Genomic DNA, 19,422 nt, shown 5'->3' with positions numbered 1-19,422 from the left:
TAAAAAACTGATTTTATCATAAAGAAATATTAAAAAAATATATTAAATTTTGTTTTTTAGGAATGATTGTTGTTATATTTGATTTGTAGATTACATGAACAAATAAATACTAGCCTATAACGCAACATTACTTTTAAACTATTAACCCCAAGCAACGAAGGCTACTTCGAGGCATTAAAAGTAATTATTATGCAATACGAACTTATAACAGATGCTACCTTAGTTAGTTGTTACATTAAAGGCGATGAAAGCGCCTTAGAAGTATTAATAAAGCGCCACAAACAAAAAGTTTATAGTTTTATTTATTCAAAGGTCTATGATAAAGATGTCGCTGAAGATATTTTTCAGGATACTTTTATTAAAGTCATACGCACACTAAAAAAAGGGAATTACAATGAAGAAGGTAAATTTTTGCCTTGGGTCATGCGAATCTCCCATAATTTAGTAATCGATTTTTTTAGAAAAAGTAACAGAATGCCAAAATTTGATAATGCTGGTGAGTTCAGTATTTTTTCTGTACTAAGTGATTCTAGCCTAAATGCTGAAAACAGTATTATAAAGGAACAAGTTGAATATGATGTTAGGCGTTTGGTTGATGAGCTTCCCGAAGACCAAAAAGAAGTATTGTTAATGCGCATTTATGATGATTTGAGCTTCAAAGAAATATCAGATAAAACAGGCGTTAGCATTAATACAGCATTGGGGCGTATGCGTTACGCTTTAATAAATTTGAGAAAGATAATTGACAAACATAATATCGTTTTAACAAATTAATAGATGTATACAATAAAGTGATTTTTGCTGCGTTATTAATTTATTAACGTATAATTTATTAAAATGGCAAAAATTTACTCTAAAACATCCATTGAAACAACAAATGATTTAAAACCCACAGAAGAAACCATTAATTTTCTTCTAAATTATTCAAAGGCTTTAAGTGTTATGAAGTCTGATAAGGTGAAGTTTGAATTAGTATTAAACTAAATCTTTGGAAAAGTCCTAATCGAAGTACCGATTAGGACTTTTTTTATTTCTTTTCGCTATCCATTTTCAAAGGAAAGGAAATTAACAATTATAGCTTCTTTCCATTTGAAAAAGATTGAGGATGGGCATCTATTACAGATTTTCTGCCGATGGTTTTAGTTATAATATCTTTATCTAAATCCCAGCCTCTTGCTGGCGAATACTGTCTACCATACCAAATAATCTGTAAGTGCAAATCGTTCCAAATTTCTCTTGGAAATAACCGTTTGGCATCCTTTTCTGTTTGAACCACATTTTTGCCATTGCTTAAATTCCAACGGTACATTAATCTGTGAATATGCGTGTCTACAGGAAAAGCTGGAACACCAAATGCTTGAGACATCACGACACTGGCTGTTTTATGGCCTACGGCAGGAAGTGCTTCCAAAGCTTCAAAACTTTGGGGCACGTTTCCGTTATATTTCTCAATAAGAATTTGGGATAATCCATGAATACCTTTACTTTTCATAGGTGACAAACCCACAGGTTTGATGATATTCCTAATGTCTTCAACCGAAAGTTTAACCATATCATAAGGATTATCGGCTATTTCAAATAATAAAGGTGTTATCTTATTCACGCGAACATCGGTGCTTTGAGCCGATAACAATACAGCAATCAGTAATGTGTACGGGTCTTTATGGTCTAAAGGAATTGGTATTTCTGGGTAAAGTGCATTTAAAGTATTAATAATAAACTTTACGCTTTCTTCTTTGGTCATTCAGTTGTATTTTTACAATTACAAAGTTAAAAAATATGAACACATTAAAAGTAGGAGATAAGGCTCCAAATTTTACTGCCTTAGATGAACAAGGAAATTCAATTTCGCTAAAGGATTTTATTGGAAAAAAATTGATTGTTTTTTTCTATCCAAAAGCCAATACGCCTACCTGTACTGTAGAATCTTGTAATTTAAGCGATAATTACAAAACGTTGATTGACTACGGTTTCAACGTTATAGGGGTCAGTGCCGATAGCCAAAAAGCTCAAGCCAATTTTAAAAAGAAATATAAATTTCCTTATCCATTAATTGCTGATGTGGATAAAGAAGTGATTAATGCTTTTGGAGTTTGGGGACCTAAAAAATTTATGGGCAGAACGTTTGATGGCATTCATCGTATCACCTTTGTTATAGACGAAACAGGTATTATAATAAAAGTCATTAATGATGTGAAAGCCAAAAATCATGCTTCACAAATAATGGAGTAAAAATAGGCTTTATTAAAAGCCTAATTAGAAATAAATTGTCACATTGAGCATTATCGAAAATGAAAATATATTTTTATTTGAAGATAAAAGTGCAGCTTGCGAAATGCATTTATAATCTGATTAATAAGATTTTCGACTGCGCTCAAATTGACACTAAAGGTTACTTTTTAGACAGCTTCTTTTTATTTTCTTTTTTTAAGTGTTATAGGTTTTAATGATTTTAATGGTTTACGCGTAAAACCAAAGAGGCGATAATCTTTGATTAAATCGGCTGTTCCTTCTGGTACCATGTCTTCCCAACCTCTATCGCCGTCATCAATCATTTGTAAAATTTGACGTGAAAATATGTTCATGATGCTTTCATCATAATCTTTGATATCAATAACTTTTCCATTGTATTTAAAGAATTTATATAATTCCTTCATACGTGGATATACTTTTAAATTTTCACTATTTATAAGTTCTCCAGTATCTGGATCAAGCATTGGGTATAGATACACTTTTAAATCTTTAAAGAACAATTTCCCGAAAGCTTCCAGAATACCACCACTTAAATGGCGATAGTATTTTTCATCAAAAATGTCGACTAAATTATTAACACCCATCGCAAGTCCCATCCTTGCTTTGGTATAATTAGAGAAGTATTCAACAACTTTATAATATTCTTGAAAATTTGAAATCATTACAGATTGTCCCAAAGAGCACAATAAATCGGCTCTATCCATAAAATCTTGTTCATCTATTTCTCCTTCAGCACGTAAATTAGATAAGGTGATTTCAAAGACAACTTCAGTATTGTTTTTATCAACTTTGTTTTCATTTATAAACATCTCGTATGATTTGTCATACATAGCCATGTTTACTTTGGTTACTGGCCTAAAACTACCCCGTAACGCCAAAATGTTTTTCTTATATAAAATTTTAGCAGGCAAAATGTTTTTACCGTCAGGTCCAAACATAACGGCATCGGTCATCCCATTTTTCACAAGTTGCAAGCTCATAAGTCTATTGTCAACATTTTTGAAAGCGGGTCCTGAGAAGTTAATGGTATCAATTTCCAATTGATCTTTATCTAGGTGATCATATAGATAACGTAACAATTTTTTTGGTTCATTATACTTATAAAAGGCACCATAAATAAGATTTAGCCCCAATACACCCAATGTTTCTTGTTGAAGTCTAGCATCGGTTTCTTTAAACCGAACATGTAGAATAACTTCATTAAAATCCTTTCCAGCTTCAATCTGGTATTTAATGCCTACCCAACCATGACCTTTAAATTGCTTGGCAAAATCAATAGTGGCTACTGTATTGGCATAAGCGAAAAATATTTTATTGGGATTTTTATCTCTTGTTAGACGTTTTTCAATAAGGTCCATTTCATGCGATAGCATTTTTCTAAGTCGAGCTTCAGTCACGTAGCGCCCATCATCTTCAACACCATAAATGGCATCACTAAAGTCTTTATCGTAAGCCGACATAGCTTTGGCAATAGTACCAGAAGCGCCGCCAGCTCTAAAAAAATGCCTTGCGGTTTCTTGTCCAGCACCTATTTCGGCAAATGTTCCGTAAATGTTTTCGTTTAGGTTTATTCGAAGCGCTTTCGTCTTTAACGAGGGAATGTCATCAAACTCTTTGTCTCCTTTGATGGTTATTTCCATATTGTTTTAGGTTACTTTAGTGAACAAAACAAAGGTATCAAATAATGGGTGCAAATAAAAAATTAAGTCTAATTTTGTTGATCTAATACTTAGTTTTGGTTTGACAGTAAAATGAAAGTTAATATTTTACGGTTTCTTTAAAAAAGTAGATTAAAAATTATGAATTTAGACCTTGCTTAGTATTTTTTTTGAATTAAAATATTGATTTTTTTTGAAAATAACGTTTTTAGGAACCGGCACATCTCAAGGTATTCCAGTGATTGGAAGTAGCCACCCTGTTTGTTTAAGTAAAGATAAAAAGGACAAAAGGTTACGGGTTTCTGTTTTAATTGAACTTAATGGATACTCGTATTTAATTGACTGTGGTCCAGATTTTAGACAGCAAATGTTAAGGTGTGGGTGTAAAAAAATTGATGCTATTTTATATACCCATGAGCACTCAGACCATGTTATGGGTCTAGATGATATCAGACCTTTTTATTTTAAACAAGGCGATATTCCCATTTACGCCCATAAGCGGGTAATAAAATCTTTAAAGAAGCGGTTTGACTATATTTTTAAAACAGTGAACAAGTATCCTGGAGCGCCAACGGTATCGCCTTATATTATTAAAAATAAACCCTTTGTGATTAATAATCAAGAAATTATTCCGATAAAATTAAAGCATCTTGATTTACAGGTTTTTGGGTTTAGATGTAATGATTTTGCGTATTTAACAGACATGAAAACCATTAAGGATATAGAGGTTGAAAAACTAAAGAACCTCAAGGTTTTAGTGGTCAATGCCCTTCGTATGGAGCCTCATTATTCGCATTTAAATCTAGAGGAAGCTTTGCAATTTATTAAGCGCGTAAATCCTGAAAAAGCATATTTAACCCATATAAGCCACATGATGGGTTTTCATGAAGACGTTGAAAAAGTATTACCAAACAATGTATTTTTGGCATACGATAATTTACAAATCACCATTTAAAATAGTATTATGAAGCAAAGAATTTTTATGTATCTGTTTGTTTTTTCATTGTTATTAGCATTATTTATGTATGTAAATTCCAAGCGTTTATTGGAAATTGAAAAGAAAAAAATAGAAATAACTACAAATCAGATAGAAAAATATAAGGATTCTCTTGTCACAATTCAAGATGATGTATTGGATTTGTCTCATTTTAATTTAGAGAGGAATGAAGATGCCATTTCTTATTTTGAAAACAAAGGATATAATGTTGCTGAATTAATGCCTCTTATAAAAGATGAACTTTATAAATTAAACGAGGCAAAAGGACAACATCCTATAATTCCGTATGCTTCCAGTGAAGGAAGACGAATGATGATCAATACAGTTAAGTTATTGAACCACAAGTGGATCATAGCAGATTTTTCGGATGGAGAATTTTGGGGAGAACTTTTTTTAACTTATGAAATCACAGATTCCAATGAGTTGAAATTTAACCTAGTGGAATCTTTTCTGTATCCCTTCAATTAGTTTTAACCTTAAAAGCAATTCCCTTTTGCTTTTTGGTATCACCAACATATGAATATTCGTAAGTGTATGAGGAATCGCTTGTTGTTAAGATTTTTAAGTGAATATCTTTTCTTTCAGCCATGTTTTTTGGGTTGATGGTTTTGTAGATGACTTCACAATCGTTAATCCATCTTACTTGTGAGGAATCCTTTTTCCCATTGTAAGTTTCTACCTGTAAAATATCCGTTCTTGAAAATGTGGATTTATAAAGTTTGCCGTCAATAGTCACTTCACTATAAAAATCACCTGTTTTATAATCTTTACAATGCCTTTCACTGTTGTAGCAACTAAAAAAACAAAGCAGGCAAATCAATATAAAAAACTTTCTCATGACTAATATTTAATGCAAAATTACTAAACTAAGTTTACAATACTAGTTTTGGAAGTTTTTAAAAGTACCGTCAGAATAAAAAATAACAATCCGCTCAATTTGTTTTCCATCATTGACATCCAACTTTAATTTGGTTTGGATCTCTAGAGGAACTTCTGTTTTCTTTGGCTCATCTTTGGGCAACGCATTTGAAGTAGGGAATGTGCCTTTGCCATTTAGCAACCAATACAATTCTACTTCTGGATAATGAGATAAAATTTTTAAAACAAAATCCAAACTAGGTTTATTTCTTCCAGAAAGTATATGGGAAATACTAGAGCGTTGGACACCTATTTTTTCTGCAAAAGAAGATGCAGATTCACCATAAAAGTCGATGACTTCCTGAAGCCTTTTAGCGAAATCCTCATTGTTTATCATTGTAAACTATTAAAATAGATTAGGGTTTTACAAATGTAAAAAAATATGATTAGAATTCATAAATAAACCCATATAATCCATTATTTATATTAATAACAACTTCATATAAACATATTTAAAATACTGAAAATCAATTAAATAATTTAATATCTACAATAGAGTTATTTTCTTAGGTTTTATACTAGAACCTAATTCTATTTTTTGTTGTTAAATGTAAACACAATTGTACTTAATTATTGTTTACAAATGTAAAAAAGTAATTGTTTACATTTGTACATCAATTATTTTTAATGAAAGTAGAAGCCATTCAAGTACTGTTTTCTAAGTTTAAAGAAGACAGGTTATTCCATAGATATATTACCAATAATCACATAGAACCTCTTTTAAAAAATTTGGGAGATTCTGTTGCTATCAAAATTATTGGGACATCTGTTTTAAAGCAGCCAATTTATTCAGTGACGATAGGTTCGGGTAAAAAAAAGATCCTTATGTGGTCACAAATGCACGGAAACGAGTCAACCACCACAAAAGCAATTTTTGATCTTTTAAACACGTTTATTTCCGCAGAGACTTCCATAAAACATATACTGGAAGCATGTACTATTTGTTGTATTCCAATATTGAATCCGGACGGCGCTGAGGCCTATACACGAGTGAATGCAAATGATGTTGATTTGAATAGGGATGCGCAATTAAGATCACAGCCAGAAAGCAAGGTTTTAAGAACGGTTTATGAAGATTTTAATCCAGATTTTTGTTATAACCTTCACGGTCAGCGAACTATTTTTAGTGCAGGTAAGACCAATAAGCCTGCAACCGTGTCTTTTTTAGCACCTGCTCAAGATGAAGCCTGCACTATAACACCCAATAGAATGATTGCTATGGAGATTATTAGTAACATGAACGATATGCTTCAGCAAGTTATTCCGAACCAAGTTGGGGTTTATGATGACGCCTTTAATTTGAATTGTGTGGGCGATACGTTTCAGAGTGAGAATAAGCCGACCATTTTATTTGAAGCGGGGCATTATTTTAATGATTATGAGCGCGAACAAACAAGAAAATATATTTATATGTCATTATTGACATCTTTAGATTATATATCTACAGTCAATGTAGATGGAAGTTTTCATAAGCCTTATTTCGATATTCCTGAAAACGACAAATGCTTTTTGGATATTATCATTAGAAATGCAAAAATAGATTCAAATTCAGATGTTACAGATATTGGTATCCAGTTTCAGGAACGATTGGTAGATGGCAAGGTTTTTTTTATTCCTAAAATTGAAAAAATAGAGAATTTAGATTTGTATTATGGTCATAGAGAGATCGATGCTAAAGGTCATTTAGTGTTAGATGACAATTATTTGCCCGTGAAAATAAATTACGAAAACGATTTCGTAATTTTGAATAATAAAAAAACACCAATTTTATCGAAATAAAATGATGTAATTATGCATAATTATTGATGAAAATGTAGTAATTTTGCTTTTTATTTAAGAATAATTAATTATGGGGAAAGTTAAATTAGACGAAATCGACCACCAAATTCTTGACATGTTAATAGACAATACAAGAATTCCTTTTACAGACATAGCCAAAAAACTTTTAATATCTGCCGGAACAGTACACGTTCGTGTAAAAAAAATGGAAGAATCAGGTATCGTTAAAGGATCATCTTTAACTTTAGATTATAAAAAGCTAGGATATTCATTTATAGCGTATGTAGGCATCTATTTGAATAATACATCCCAAACTAAATTTGTATTGGAGCGTGTCAATGAAATACCTTTTGTAACTGTAGCCCATATCACTACAGGTAAATTCAATATTTTTTGTAAAATTAGAGCCAGAAGTACAGAACATGCCAAAGAAATTATTTTTAAATTGGATGACATTGAAGGCGTTTACAGAACAGAAACGATGATTTCTCTTGAAGAAAGCATTAATGATAAAAAGCGTTTGATGCATTCTATATTTAATGAAATGTAACTTACCAAAGAAACACAAACATTCAAAAGCCCTTTTAAGGGCTTTTTTGTTTTAATGTAGATTAAAGTTTAATTTTGGCTTTTAAAAGAATAATTTTGATTTGATTAATTAAATATATGAAGTTTGTGCAACAGATAAATCACCATTTCATCCAATTGTTTTTATAGATTTTTATGATATTTAATTCTATTGAGTTTTTTATTTTCCTCTTAATTGTTTATTTCCTCTATTGGTTTGTCTTTAAAAAAAGTTTAAAAACTCAAAATATTCTTATTTTAGTTTCTAGCTATCTGTTTTATGGATGGTGGGATTGGAGGTTTTTGTCTTTAATTTTACTTAGCACCATAGTCGATTATTTAGTGGCTATTCAAATAAACGGCAATGATAATCAACGAACCAGAAAATCATGGCTATGGGTAAGTGTTATATTTAATGTAGGTCTTTTAGGGTTCTTTAAGTATTATAATTTTTTTGTGGATTCCTGGGTGGATATGGTATCTGTGCTTGGGTATGATATAAAAAGCACATGGACTTTAAAAGTTATTTTACCTGTAGGCATTTCGTTTTATACATTTCAGACCATGTCTTACTCGTTTGATGTATATTATAAAAAACTAAAACCTACAACCGATTTTTTATCTTTTGCGGCCTTTGTTAGCTTTTTTCCCCAATTAGTTGCGGGACCTATAGAGAGAGCTTCAAACCTTTTGTCCCAAATTTTAAAAGTACGTAAGTTTGATTATAGGCAAGCGGTAGATGGGATAAAGCTAATTCTTTGGGGATTGTTCAAAAAAATTGTCATAGCCGACTCATTGGCTCCCATGGTAGATGATATTTTCGCAAATTATAGCACATATCCAGCATCAACACTTATTTTAGGTGTTACATTATTCAGTTTTCAGGTATATGGCGATTTTAGCGGGTATTCAGATATAGCTATTGGTACGGCAAAGCTTTTTGGGGTAGAGTTAACGTCTAATTTTAAGTTTCCTCAGTTTTCAAGAAATGTTGCTGAATATTGGCAGCGTTGGCACGTATCATTATCTACATGGTTTAGACATTATGTTTACATTCCTTTAGGAGGTTCTAGAACGAGTAAATTAAAGTCTGTTAGGAATATTGCTATCGTGTTTTTAATAAGTGGTTTTTGGCATGGTGCCAATTGGACGTTTATTTTTTGGGGTGCATTTCACGCTTTAGCCTTTATTCCTGTTTTTTTAATGGGAAGAAATACTATTTACAAAGATTCGGTAGTGGCCGAAAATACCATGTTCCCAACGTTAACGGAAGTGGGACAGGTTTTATTAACTTTTGGCATAGTAACGTTCTCAAGGATATTTTTTAGGTCAGAGTCCATTACCGTGGCATTTGAATTTATTAATAAAATTTTCACTAATTTTTCATACGAAACTTACCATCACCCAATGGGTTATCGTATGATTGATTATTATGTTTTGATTTTTCTTTTCGTTTTATATGAATACCTAATAAGAAGAGATGAGCGCTCTCCATTCAAGTTTAAATCTAGAATAGTTCGATTTATTATTTATACAATTGTAATTTTATGCTTACTTCTGTTTTATGATAGTGGTTTTGATCGATCGTTTATTTATTTCCAATTTTAAAAAAAATGAAAAAATTATTTTTTAAAATTTTTATATATAGCATTCTTATACTTTTAGCTTTAGAAGTTTATATAAGGGTTTTTCATCTTACCAAAGATTATCCAGTTCGATATGTGGATGAGTTTGGTGTAGAAAAATGGCTCCCCAATCAAGATGGATTTTCCGTAACAGGAAATAGGCGTCAGAATTTTTCAGAATATCACATCAATAATTTTGGGTATAATTCATATAGAGAGTACAATCCCTCAAAGGATAAGATTGAAATAGCCTTGGTTGGTGATTCATTTATAGAAGGTTTTCATCAAAATTATTATAATTCCCTTGGTAAGAAAATTGAAGATAGGCTAGAAGGTAAGGAGGTCTATGAATTTGGGTATGCTGGATATGATTTGGCAGATCAATTACATTTGATAAGCCAATATAAAGAGCAATTCGCTTTAATTGATTATGTTATCTTAGGTATTAAATTTGAAAATGATTTAACCAGGGGAGAATATAATATTGTTCAAAAACGTATGGTATTGGAATCTCCTTTGTATAAAGCCATACGTCAAATTAAATTATTTGTTTACTTAAACAATATCGGAGTTTTGGATGCCCCTAAAGGTCTTGTTTCGAAATTGTTTTCAAATGAAAAAAAGGAAACTCCTAAGTTAACAAAATTGGAAGAAGATAAACGACGTAAAGAGTCAGAAACTAAATATTTAGATAACTTTAAAAGTTTAATAAATACCTATGGATTTGATAAAACTAGATTTGTTTTTCTTTTGGATTCAGAGGAAACTCCTGAAATTTTTTTAAACCATTTAAATGAAAATAATTATAAATACATTGATTTTTCCGAAGCATTTAAGAAATCAAAGAAACCTCCAATTTTAATTTATGATATGCATTGGAATAATAATGGAAGATCTATAATAGCCGAATTAATTGCTAATTATATAAAAGAAATGAAAAGTATTTAAATAGTAATGAATATGTCATGTACCTTTAACTACTTTTAGTTACAAAAAACTTAAAATCCCTTTATGAATATATTAATTACATCGGCAGGAAGAAGAGTCTCTTTGGTTAAAGCCTTTCAAACGGAACTTAAAAAATTAGTTTCAGATGGAAAAGTGATGACTACAGATTTTAACATCCATATGTCAGCCGCCTGCCATGTGTCTGATAAAGCTTTTCAGTTACCGTTAATTAACGACAACGATTACATCAATATACTTCTTACAACATGCCTCGATAATAATATAAAAATAATCATCCCAACCATTGATACGGAATTATTATTGTTATCTAAAAACATGAATACTTTTTTAAAAAAAGGGATAGTTCCTATCATATCTTCATCAAAATTTATAAATATTACAAGGGATAAAAGAGTGACCCACTCGTTTTTTATTGAAAATAATATTAATGTGGCAAAGGAGTATTCAAAATATGAATATAAATTACCTTTATTTATTAAGCCTATAAATGGAAGCCGAAGCGTAGATAATTTCATTATTAAAAAACATGAAGATTTAACGGAATATCACTTCAAAAATGAGGAATTAATGTTTTTGGAATATTTAGATCATAGTTGTTTTGAAGAATTTACCTGTGATTTATATTACGATAAAAAAGGTGATTTAAAATGTGTTGTTCCAAGAAAACGTATAGAAGTTAGGGATGGAGAGGTTAATAAAGGGCTTACAGATAAAAATTCACTATTAGAGTACATTAGAACTCGTTTAAGTCATATTGAAGGGGCCGTGGGATGCTTAACTGCTCAATTTTTTAAGAATATTGAGACGAATGAGATCTATGGGATTGAAATCAATGCCAGGTTTGGTGGCGGGTATCCTTTATCGTATTTAGCTGGTGCCAATTTTCCTAAATGGATAGTTCAAGAATACCTACTTAATCAAGAAATAGATTTTTATGATGATTGGGAAGATCAGTTGTTAATGTTACGTTATGATAATGAAGTATTAGTTCATAATAATGAAAAGTAAAGTAGTATTGGTATTTGATTTGGATGACACACTGTATAAAGAAATTGATTTTTTGAAATCAGCATTTAAAGACATAGCGAGTTATCTTTCAAATATAAATAAAATACCGTCTAACATCATTTTATCTGAAATGAACCAGTATCATGAAAGTGGATTGAATGTATTCGATAGTATATTGCAAAAGTATAAGATAAGCCTTGTTAGTACAAAAGATTTAATCCATATGTATCGTAATCATAAACCTCAAATTTGTTTATCGCGGGATCGAATGGAATTACTTATTAAGTTAAAGAAGAACGTATTTAAAGTAGGATTGATTACCGATGGAAGAAGTGTGCAGCAACGAAATAAAATTGATGCGTTGGGATTATCTAGCTATTTTGACGATATTATCATTTCAGAAGAATTTGGTTCAGAAAAGCCAAATATCAATAATTTTAAATTTTTTGTAGACAAATATGGCACTTCTATGAGGTATGTTTATGTAGGTGATAATACAAAAAAAGATTTTATAGGTCCAAACCATTTAGAATGGTGTACAATATGCCTTATGGATGATGGAGAAAATATCCATAAGCAATCATTTGATCTTGATATTACTAACAAACCTAATTACGTTATTAATGACCTAAACGAGATTGAAACCATATTAAATTAAACCAACCAACGATTAAATAATGAAATTAATAGTTAATAAAATATTGAATGAAGATGATTTTGAATCTTATTTAAATATCGTAGAATCATTTGATGTTATCAATCCATTTTATAAAATTTTGGGCTCCGATTTTAATGAAGTTATCGAAGATAAATTGAGATATTTTACCTTTATAAATGATTTAGAAGAGGTTTTAATTTTAATGCCCTTTGTAATAAGAAAAGTCCCCTACATAGATCAAAATGAAACATATTATGATGTTATTTCACCATATGGTTATAGCGGGCCATTATTTAATGAAGATATGTCTAGAGGCTATCTTATTAAGTTTTGGGAAGAAGTAGATGCATGGTATAAACAAAATAATATTATTTCTGAGTTTATAAGGTTTAGTTTAGACCATAACTATCAATTTTATTCTGGAGTTTTAATACCAACCTTAATAAACGTTAGAGGAGAATTAATTGAAAAAGAGGCGCAATGGAATAACTTTAAGCCAAAAGTTAGAAATAATTACAGGAAAAGTTTAGGCTCTAAATTAATATCAAAATTTGTAAGCAAGGAAATCACCAATGATGAGATAGAGACTTTTTATAATATTTACATAAAAACGATGAGTAGGATAGGGGCCGATACCGACTATTTTTACAATATTAATTATTTCAAAAACATTATTAAACTGAGTAAAGAAAATTTTTTAATAGCGTTTGTGTTTAAAGACGACGTAGCCATTTCTACAGAATTAATATTGATTTCTGGTAATACACTGTATTCTTATCTAGGAGGAACCTTAGGTGACTATTTTAATTTTCGACCAAATGATTTTTTAAAGATTGAAGTCATGAAGTGGGCCAGGGCAAATAATTTTAAATATTACTTATTGGGAGGTGGACGCGAAGATTATGATAGCCTGTATCATTACAAAAAATCTTTTTTTCCAAACGACAATGATGTTATTTATTATACTGGTAGAAAAATAGTGAATAAAAAAGTATACGATAAATTGGATAAAATAATGAATGCACATATTATTTTTGATGATATTAATACGGACATAAAACAAGATAAAATAAAATTTTTCCCAGCTTATAGAATTAGAAATAGGCAATAATTATATAAAGAACACATTTACTAAGATGGTTAGCCTATTTACTATGGCATTTAATTTTTTCAATACAATCTTTTGCCTGAACAATATAAGTATTGTTCGAGTTTTTAACTTCAAATATTGAGATATTATTTATTGATTCAGACTTTTTATATAAGAAATCTATTAAAAATTTCTTGAAGGTTTCATTTGAAATACTATTGAAATCCATTTTAATTAATGTATGTTCATCTGGCAAGCTTTCAATTTCAATACTGTCATAATCTAAAGGGATTACGACATTTTTTTTGCCTTTTATAAAATAGATGGCTTTATGAAATAGAATATTGACATTTAAATCCCTTAAATATTGTTTGCCCCTAAAATATATAAAAATGAATTGGGCAAGACTTGTCGCTAGTATGGATTTGGAATCAAATAATATGTGATAATCAAAATGATAAGCTTTGTTTGCCAACCTTTTTTTATAATCGTAATCACCTTTCGAAAAATCGAAAATAGCAATTTTATTTTCTATACACCATTCAATATGCTTTATATTATCAATATAGCCAATATTAAATTTTGCATAGTCTGGATCAAATACAGGTAAGGCAGAATATAAAATAGTAGGAGATACATAATTCAAATACACAGAAATGGGTATGTTATCATTATAAATAACAAACAAAGCTGCTTTGTTTTCCAAAATCATGTGATAGATAACATCCTGCAAATATGTCCACTTTTTCGGGGATAAATAATGATTGTTTATTTGTTTTTCGGTGAATCTTTTTACTAAAAGTTTATGAAAATAATTAAAGGCGAAATCAAAGTCATCTTTACGGGTATCTTTTCCATATAGAACACCATACCTTATATTGAAGCAAGCTTCCAATCGCCGTTTGGATTTTTTTATTTTCCACCGGCTATTCGTACTGAATTGTTCACTCAAATAATCTTCAATACTTTTATATTTGGTTAGGTTTGCCAAGTAGCCAACATACTGCCTTACAGTTTTTAACTTTAGAGACCCATGAAACTGATTGTGAACATCAAAATATTCTGGAATATCATAAATAAAAAAAACCTTGTTCTTATAGTCGGTTTCTTTTTCATCCAATTCATATGCTATCCCATTGGTTAGATTTTTACCAACGTTTACATATAACGGAAGGTGTTTGTTTTTAACAAAATCAACCTCTTTTATAAACTTAAAAGTAAATGCAGATTTGGAATCGTTAAAATGTTTTAACCAAATAGACACAAATATATTAGAAAGAAACGGGTTGTTTTTCATGCGATTTTATTTTTAAGCCAAGTATCTATTAAAGCAATAATGCCATCCATATCTGCTATAGTGTATCTATAATCAATATGGATATTTAAAAAATAACGCCATTCTAAATCCAGATGGTTATCAGGCCAAAGGGATGATGGATACACATGGTTAGCAACTAAAAACTGCTTGAGTTCATTATAATCCGTCTCATCTTTAAAAAGCAAATGGAGACCAAATGCAGTGAAACCAGATCTTTTTATAATCTTATAATAAGCAGTGTCCTGTAATTTTTTATATAAATAGGTTAGATGGGTTTCTTTTATTTTTCTGGTATCTAAATGCAAGTAGGATTCAATAAAATGATTATGTTCTTTTGTTAACTGTACAAAATCAGTATATATATTGAGGGCTTCCTCAACCTCATAAAATAGGGGCAAATATTTAGAGCTATTGCTGTTTGTGTCACCGGCAATGAAGTCCGATTTCAATGTCATGGCATGCAGCATGGTATCCCATATCTTATAAAAATGTGTGTCTGCTTTAAAATTTAAGTCATTTTCCAGTCTCGTTGTATTGGGTTTCCAATACATACCCCCTAATGGAATGGGCAAGGACTTCCGTAATGAAACAAAACAATAATCTGCTGTACTATGTAAACAAGCATCACTTAACCAGCCATGGGAATGATCTTCAACAATAGTAGGCCCATGATCATCCGCATCCGTTTTCATACTGCTCAAGCCCCAATAATTATTGATTAATACCACATCGTTTTTAGTGGCGAACTCACTAACATTTACAACATCAAATGAAAACTCAAAGGGATTAATGTCGTAAATATGAATATTGGGGTATGATTTTTTAATCCAAGCTAAGGTGTGTTGGCAATAATAATTAGGAAACCAAATTTTAGATAGGTTACCGGAATTGTTTATTTCATTTAGAATATATAAAAGAGCCTGTCTGCCAGTGTAAAATAGGTTATAATTTAAATCTAACGAAACCGTTAAATCCTTAAAACGCTCATGATTTTCAAAATGATAATAAGACCCAATTCCTTCTTTTCTTATCATTTTATCACTCATTATTGCCACCCGTAAATGTAGTCATGTTTAAACTTTCAGAACTGTTAACCCCATCTTTAAAAATCACTTTTTTAATGGTTAACAGAAGAATTTTAATATCAAGCACCAACGATATATTTTCAACATACCAAACATCGTACTCAAACTTTTTAACCCATAGTATGGCGTTTCTGCCATTTACTTGAGCCCAACCAGTAATGCCGGGTTTTACCTCATGACGTCTTTTTTGTGTGTCGTTGTACAAAGGTAAATATTCAACCATTAAGGGCCTTGGACCAATCAAACTCATATCACCTTTAAGGACATTAAATAATTGGGGGATTTCATCAAGGGAATATTTCCTTACAAATTTTCCCAGTTTTGTTACCCGTTTATCAAAATCCAAAAAATTACCTTGAGCATCCTTCTTATCATTCATGGTTTTAAATTTGACAATTTTAAACAGTTTTTCGTTCTTGCCGGGACGAATTTGAAAAAATAAGGGCTTACCATTGTTGGAAATGGTCAAAGCAATAAACACGATTAAAAAAATAGGGAATAATAGGATTAACGCTATGAAGGCAATAACCAAATCCATAATTCTTTTAATGACATTTTTATAAAACATTTTGTGCATTTTTAAACTTATTATTGTTGTTGAATGTCGGTTCGAGTAAAATTCTTTTTCGGAATTTTGTATGGAGAACTTTAGTTATATGACTTCTCGATACAATTTTCTCATGCTTCGAAAATCACTCGAAGTGACATCTAGGTTCTTAATTGTATTATAGTTAGTTAGCCTGTCAGTTCGAGTGATTCGCCATAGCGAATTGTATCGAGAACTATTCTAAAATTAAAAAATTCAATTCTTAATACACTTTTTATGTGTGAAATATTCATCAAAATGTGCATTGGGTTTATATAATTTCATCTTTGTCATTATTTAAAACACTATCTATAATGTTCAATAAGTTAGCATTAATGATGTTAACATCAAATTTTTCTTCAGCATATTTTCTGCTATTGATACCCATGTCCTTTATTTTAGAAGGGTTGATAAGAAAATATTCCATGGCGTTTATTAATGCATCTAAATTTTGAGGCTCGATTAAAAAACCATTCTCGTTTTGTATCACCGTTTCTTTACAGCCCGGTGTATTGGTTGTAATTATTGGCAATCCAACCGATAATGCTTCCAGAATGGATCTTGGCACACCTTCTCTATAATATGTTGGCAATACAAATACATCGCTTTTAAATAAATGGTCCTGAACATTATCTTGCTGGCCATGATACATAATGATTCCTTGATCGTGCAAATCTATCAACAAATCTTCTTTCATGGCAGAAGGTGTGTTAAAAAGATCTCCAATCATATGAAATTCAGCTTCTGGATAGGTCTTTTTCAAAATTGTTGCTGCCTCAATGTATAAACCGATACCTTTTTCTTTAATTAATCGGGCAACTATAAGAAAACGTATCTTTTTTGTGGTATTGTCGTTTATACGGTATTTATATAAGTTGAGATTTACTCCCGAGCCACTCACAAAGCCAACAGGTTGGTTTTTGGCAATGATGTTTCTATCCAAAAACAATTGGTAATCATCAGAATTCTGAAAAACAATGACTTTATTTTTACGAATGGATATTTTATATAAAAACTCGTTAAGGGTTTGTAACCTTCTTGCCTTAAACGTTAAACCTGTAAATGTAAAACCCAAACCGGTGATTAATGAAATAACAGGAACGTTGCAAAAGTTAGCTGCTATCGAACTGTAAATAACCGGTTTAACAGTATAAGGAAATACTAAATCAATGCTGTTTTGCGTAATAATCCGTTTTAACTCCAAAATGGTTGCCATATCTTTAAACGGATTTAATTTAGTTCTTTGCAATTTATAATGTATAGGTTTGGCACCATAGTCAATAACTGTAGGATATCTTTTATGGGTAAAATCTGGAGCTGCAACAAAAACGTCAAAGCCACTTTTTATCAAATTTTTAATAAAATCGCCTCTAAAAGATACTAGTGAATCTTCAGAAGAAGCCACCATTAGAATTCTTTTTTTTCTCATTTATAAATGCTGAATTTTTATTTCAAAATAAAAGATATCTTTCCTAATTATCCATATCAATTTAATTAAAAATATTATAATCAATGTTGTTTTATGATAATTGTGTGTATTCATCCAAAATGGCTTTCCACACAACTTTGCGTTCAAAATAGGATTGTATGTGTTTTCTAGAGTTAATTCCCATAGATTTATATTTAGATTGATTGTTAAAAACATGAATCATGGCATCGTATAGTGCTACTTCGTCTTTGATAGGTATGATAATTCCATATTCATTGTGTTTGATAATTTCATTACAGCCATTTATGTTTGTAACAATACAAGGCAATTGCATAGCTGCAGCTTGCATTACAACATTTGGGAAACCCTCCCTATAGCTAGGGAAAGTTAGTACATTTGCTATTGAATAATAAGGCCTAACATCCTTGACCCATCCTGTAGAAATAATATTGCTATTATGATTAATAATCTCTATAGTATCTATTTTTAGTGGGTCTAATGCTTTTTCATAAGGGCCAACTAGCAATAATTTTATTGTATTGTATTGCTTGTATAGTTTATTGAATGCAATGATTAATTCATTGATACCTTTGTCGGTCACCAATCTTCCAACATAAATAAAAACAAAATCATTATTAGATATGCCCAACTCTGCTCTAAATTTAAGTTTAGTAGTATTATCTGTATAAAGTGTAGGGTCAAAAAACGACGTATCAATACCGTTAGAACTCCCATTGGCAATTACTTTTAACTTTTCTTTAGATGTAAACTTGTTTTCTAGAATAATATCTACCAATCCATAAGAGTTAGGATATATTTTAGTAGCACAGGCATAAGTTACTTTCTCAACAGTATTTAGTATAATGCGTTTAAAACCAGTTGCTTCAACTAAAGGAAGTCCTGCAATGGTATGTAAACGGTGGGGAATACTAGCCCATTTTGCAGCAATCATGGATAAAGTTCCTGCCTTAGGGGTATGGGAGTGAACAATAAATGGCTTTTCTTTTTTAAATAGTCTGTATAATTTCCAAACAGCAACTAAATCTTTAAAAGGAGTTATTTTTCTAGTCATTTCAACAGCATAGGTTGGGATGCCTTCTTGTTCAGACACTTTTAAAAGTTCATTGTTTTTACCATTCGAGGCAACTGCTATTACATCAAAATATTGTGACATATAACGTAATTGTCCTTGCAACAAACTACTAAGGGAACCTGAAACTGTAGCTGACCGAATTATTTTTTTTTTCATTAGTTCTTGGGGCTTGATTTCTTCTATAATTCAACTTTCTTTAATGAAATATTATAGGTTTATTCTATTAATTTATTTTGTCTTTGGAAATAGAAGTGATCGTATAGCTTTAAAGATGTTCTCATGTTCATAAATTATTGTTTGTTATTTTTTTCTTAACATAGCTAATTTCAATCAATTAATATATTTATGAAATCACTTTTAGTTGGTTAAAAAGAAAATATAAATTTTAT

21 protein-coding genes are annotated in these 19,422 nt (G+C 30.5%); 12 read left to right on the top strand and 9 right to left on the bottom strand.

The genetic code is table 11. The features are described 5' to 3' along the window. Positions 1-189 precede the first annotated feature (189 nt). Both CSW08_RS14900 and CSW08_RS18305 read left to right on the top strand, forming a co-directional pair. Positions 190-774, top strand: coding sequence for an RNA polymerase sigma factor (locus CSW08_RS14900; RefSeq protein ID WP_106660669.1), 585 nt, complete (start codon positions 190-192; stop codon positions 772-774). Positions 775-837: 63 nt separating this feature from the next. Continuing rightward, a complete protein-coding gene (locus CSW08_RS18305) occupies positions 838-984 on the top strand; it encodes a hypothetical protein (RefSeq protein ID WP_203226909.1) in 147 nt (48 codons plus the stop codon). Between the two features lie 88 nt (positions 985-1,072). Here the strand turns inward: CSW08_RS18305 and CSW08_RS14895 are convergent, their stop codons facing one another. After that, positions 1,073-1,744, bottom strand: a complete 672-nt coding sequence (locus CSW08_RS14895; protein WP_106660668.1) for an endonuclease III domain-containing protein — start codon at positions 1,742-1,744, stop codon at positions 1,073-1,075. 35 nt (positions 1,745-1,779) lie between these two features. Here CSW08_RS14895 and bcp point away from each other — a divergent pair, with 35 nt between their 5' ends. Beyond that, complete coding sequence (bcp, locus tag CSW08_RS14890; RefSeq protein WP_106660667.1) at positions 1,780-2,232, top strand: thioredoxin-dependent thiol peroxidase; 453 nt, start codon at positions 1,780-1,782, stop codon at positions 2,230-2,232. Positions 2,233-2,414: 182 nt separating this feature from the next. Here bcp and CSW08_RS14885 read toward each other — a convergent pair whose 3' ends face one another. Next, positions 2,415-3,893: a nicotinate-nucleotide adenylyltransferase gene (locus CSW08_RS14885; RefSeq protein ID WP_106660666.1), complete on the bottom strand. Its 1,479-nt coding sequence runs from the start codon at positions 3,891-3,893 to the stop codon at positions 2,415-2,417. Positions 3,894-4,104: 211 nt separating this feature from the next. Here CSW08_RS14885 and CSW08_RS14880 point away from each other — a divergent pair, with 211 nt between their 5' ends. Together CSW08_RS14880 and CSW08_RS14875 are read left to right on the top strand one after the other, a co-directional pair. After that, entirely contained in the window at positions 4,105-4,866 is a 762-nt protein-coding gene (locus CSW08_RS14880; protein ID WP_106660665.1) for an MBL fold metallo-hydrolase, read from the top strand. Positions 4,867-4,875: 9 nt separating this feature from the next. After that, entirely contained in the window at positions 4,876-5,376 is a 501-nt protein-coding gene (locus CSW08_RS14875; RefSeq protein ID WP_106660664.1) for a hydrolase, read from the top strand. Here CSW08_RS14875 and CSW08_RS14870 read toward each other — a convergent pair. Both CSW08_RS14870 and CSW08_RS14865 read right to left on the bottom strand, forming a co-directional pair. Continuing rightward, positions 5,369-5,746, bottom strand: a complete 378-nt coding sequence (locus CSW08_RS14870; RefSeq protein WP_106660663.1) for a DNA topoisomerase IV — start codon at positions 5,744-5,746, stop codon at positions 5,369-5,371. The genes CSW08_RS14875 and CSW08_RS14870 overlap by 8 nt on opposite strands. 42 nt (positions 5,747-5,788) lie before the next feature. Next, positions 5,789-6,163: a helix-turn-helix domain-containing protein gene (locus tag CSW08_RS14865; RefSeq protein ID WP_106660662.1), complete on the bottom strand. Its 375-nt coding sequence runs from the start codon at positions 6,161-6,163 to the stop codon at positions 5,789-5,791. A gap of 290 nt (positions 6,164-6,453) precedes the next feature. Between CSW08_RS14865 and CSW08_RS14860 the strand changes: the two genes are divergently transcribed. The 7 genes from CSW08_RS14860 to CSW08_RS14830 all read left to right on the top strand — a co-directional run bounded on the left by CSW08_RS14860 (position 6,454) and on the right by CSW08_RS14830 (position 13,543). Continuing rightward, entirely contained in the window at positions 6,454-7,605 is a 1,152-nt protein-coding gene (locus tag CSW08_RS14860) for a M14 family zinc carboxypeptidase (RefSeq protein WP_106660661.1), read from the top strand. Positions 7,606-7,675: 70 nt separating this feature from the next. Then, complete coding sequence (locus CSW08_RS14855) at positions 7,676-8,155, top strand: Lrp/AsnC family transcriptional regulator (protein WP_106660660.1); 480 nt, start codon at positions 7,676-7,678, stop codon at positions 8,153-8,155. A 320-nt stretch (positions 8,156-8,475) separates the two neighbouring features. Then, entirely contained in the window at positions 8,476-9,780 is a 1,305-nt protein-coding gene (locus tag CSW08_RS14850; RefSeq protein WP_317044938.1) for an MBOAT family O-acyltransferase, read from the top strand. A 5-nt stretch (positions 9,781-9,785) separates the two neighbouring features. After that, positions 9,786-10,745, top strand: coding sequence for a hypothetical protein (locus tag CSW08_RS14845; protein WP_106660658.1), 960 nt, complete (start codon positions 9,786-9,788; stop codon positions 10,743-10,745). A gap of 63 nt (positions 10,746-10,808) precedes the next feature. Next, complete coding sequence (locus CSW08_RS14840) at positions 10,809-11,774, top strand: ATP-grasp domain-containing protein (protein ID WP_106660657.1); 966 nt, start codon at positions 10,809-10,811, stop codon at positions 11,772-11,774. After that, positions 11,764-12,432 carry an HAD family hydrolase gene (locus tag CSW08_RS14835; protein ID WP_106660656.1) on the top strand — a complete coding sequence of 223 codons (669 nt, stop codon included), beginning with the start codon at positions 11,764-11,766 and terminating at the stop codon, positions 12,430-12,432. Before CSW08_RS14840 ends, CSW08_RS14835 begins: the two co-directional genes overlap by 11 nt. Before the next feature lie 19 nt (positions 12,433-12,451). Then, positions 12,452-13,543: a GNAT family N-acetyltransferase gene (locus CSW08_RS14830; RefSeq protein WP_106660655.1), complete on the top strand. Its 1,092-nt coding sequence runs from the start codon at positions 12,452-12,454 to the stop codon at positions 13,541-13,543. 34 nt (positions 13,544-13,577) lie between these two features. Here CSW08_RS14830 and CSW08_RS14825 read toward each other — a convergent pair whose 3' ends face one another. The 5 genes from CSW08_RS14825 to CSW08_RS14805 form a co-directional block, all read right to left on the bottom strand. Then, positions 13,578-14,819 (bottom strand): GNAT family N-acetyltransferase, encoded by a 1,242-nt coding sequence (locus tag CSW08_RS14825; RefSeq protein WP_106660654.1) that lies wholly within the window; start codon positions 14,817-14,819, stop codon positions 13,578-13,580. Then, a complete protein-coding gene (locus CSW08_RS14820; protein WP_157831513.1) occupies positions 14,816-15,874 on the bottom strand; it encodes a hypothetical protein in 1,059 nt (352 codons plus the stop codon). The genes CSW08_RS14825 and CSW08_RS14820 overlap by 4 nt, the downstream gene beginning before the upstream one ends. A 4-nt stretch (positions 15,875-15,878) precedes the next feature. Further along, positions 15,879-16,493 (bottom strand): sugar transferase, encoded by a 615-nt coding sequence (locus CSW08_RS14815; RefSeq protein ID WP_106660652.1) that lies wholly within the window; start codon positions 16,491-16,493, stop codon positions 15,879-15,881. A gap of 289 nt (positions 16,494-16,782) precedes the next feature. Further along, a complete protein-coding gene (locus CSW08_RS14810; RefSeq protein ID WP_106660651.1) occupies positions 16,783-17,940 on the bottom strand; it encodes a glycosyltransferase family 4 protein in 1,158 nt (385 codons plus the stop codon). 91 nt (positions 17,941-18,031) lie between these two features. Beyond that, entirely contained in the window at positions 18,032-19,189 is a 1,158-nt protein-coding gene (locus CSW08_RS14805; RefSeq protein WP_106660650.1) for a glycosyltransferase family 4 protein, read from the bottom strand. Between the last annotated feature and the right edge of the window lie 233 nt (positions 19,190-19,422).

The sequence above is a fragment of the Confluentibacter flavum genome, assembly GCF_002843175.1.
In the GTDB taxonomy this organism is placed as follows: Bacteria; Bacteroidota; Bacteroidia; order Flavobacteriales; family Flavobacteriaceae; genus Confluentibacter; species Confluentibacter flavum.
This window is presented reverse-complemented; position numbering and strand designations above follow the sequence as displayed.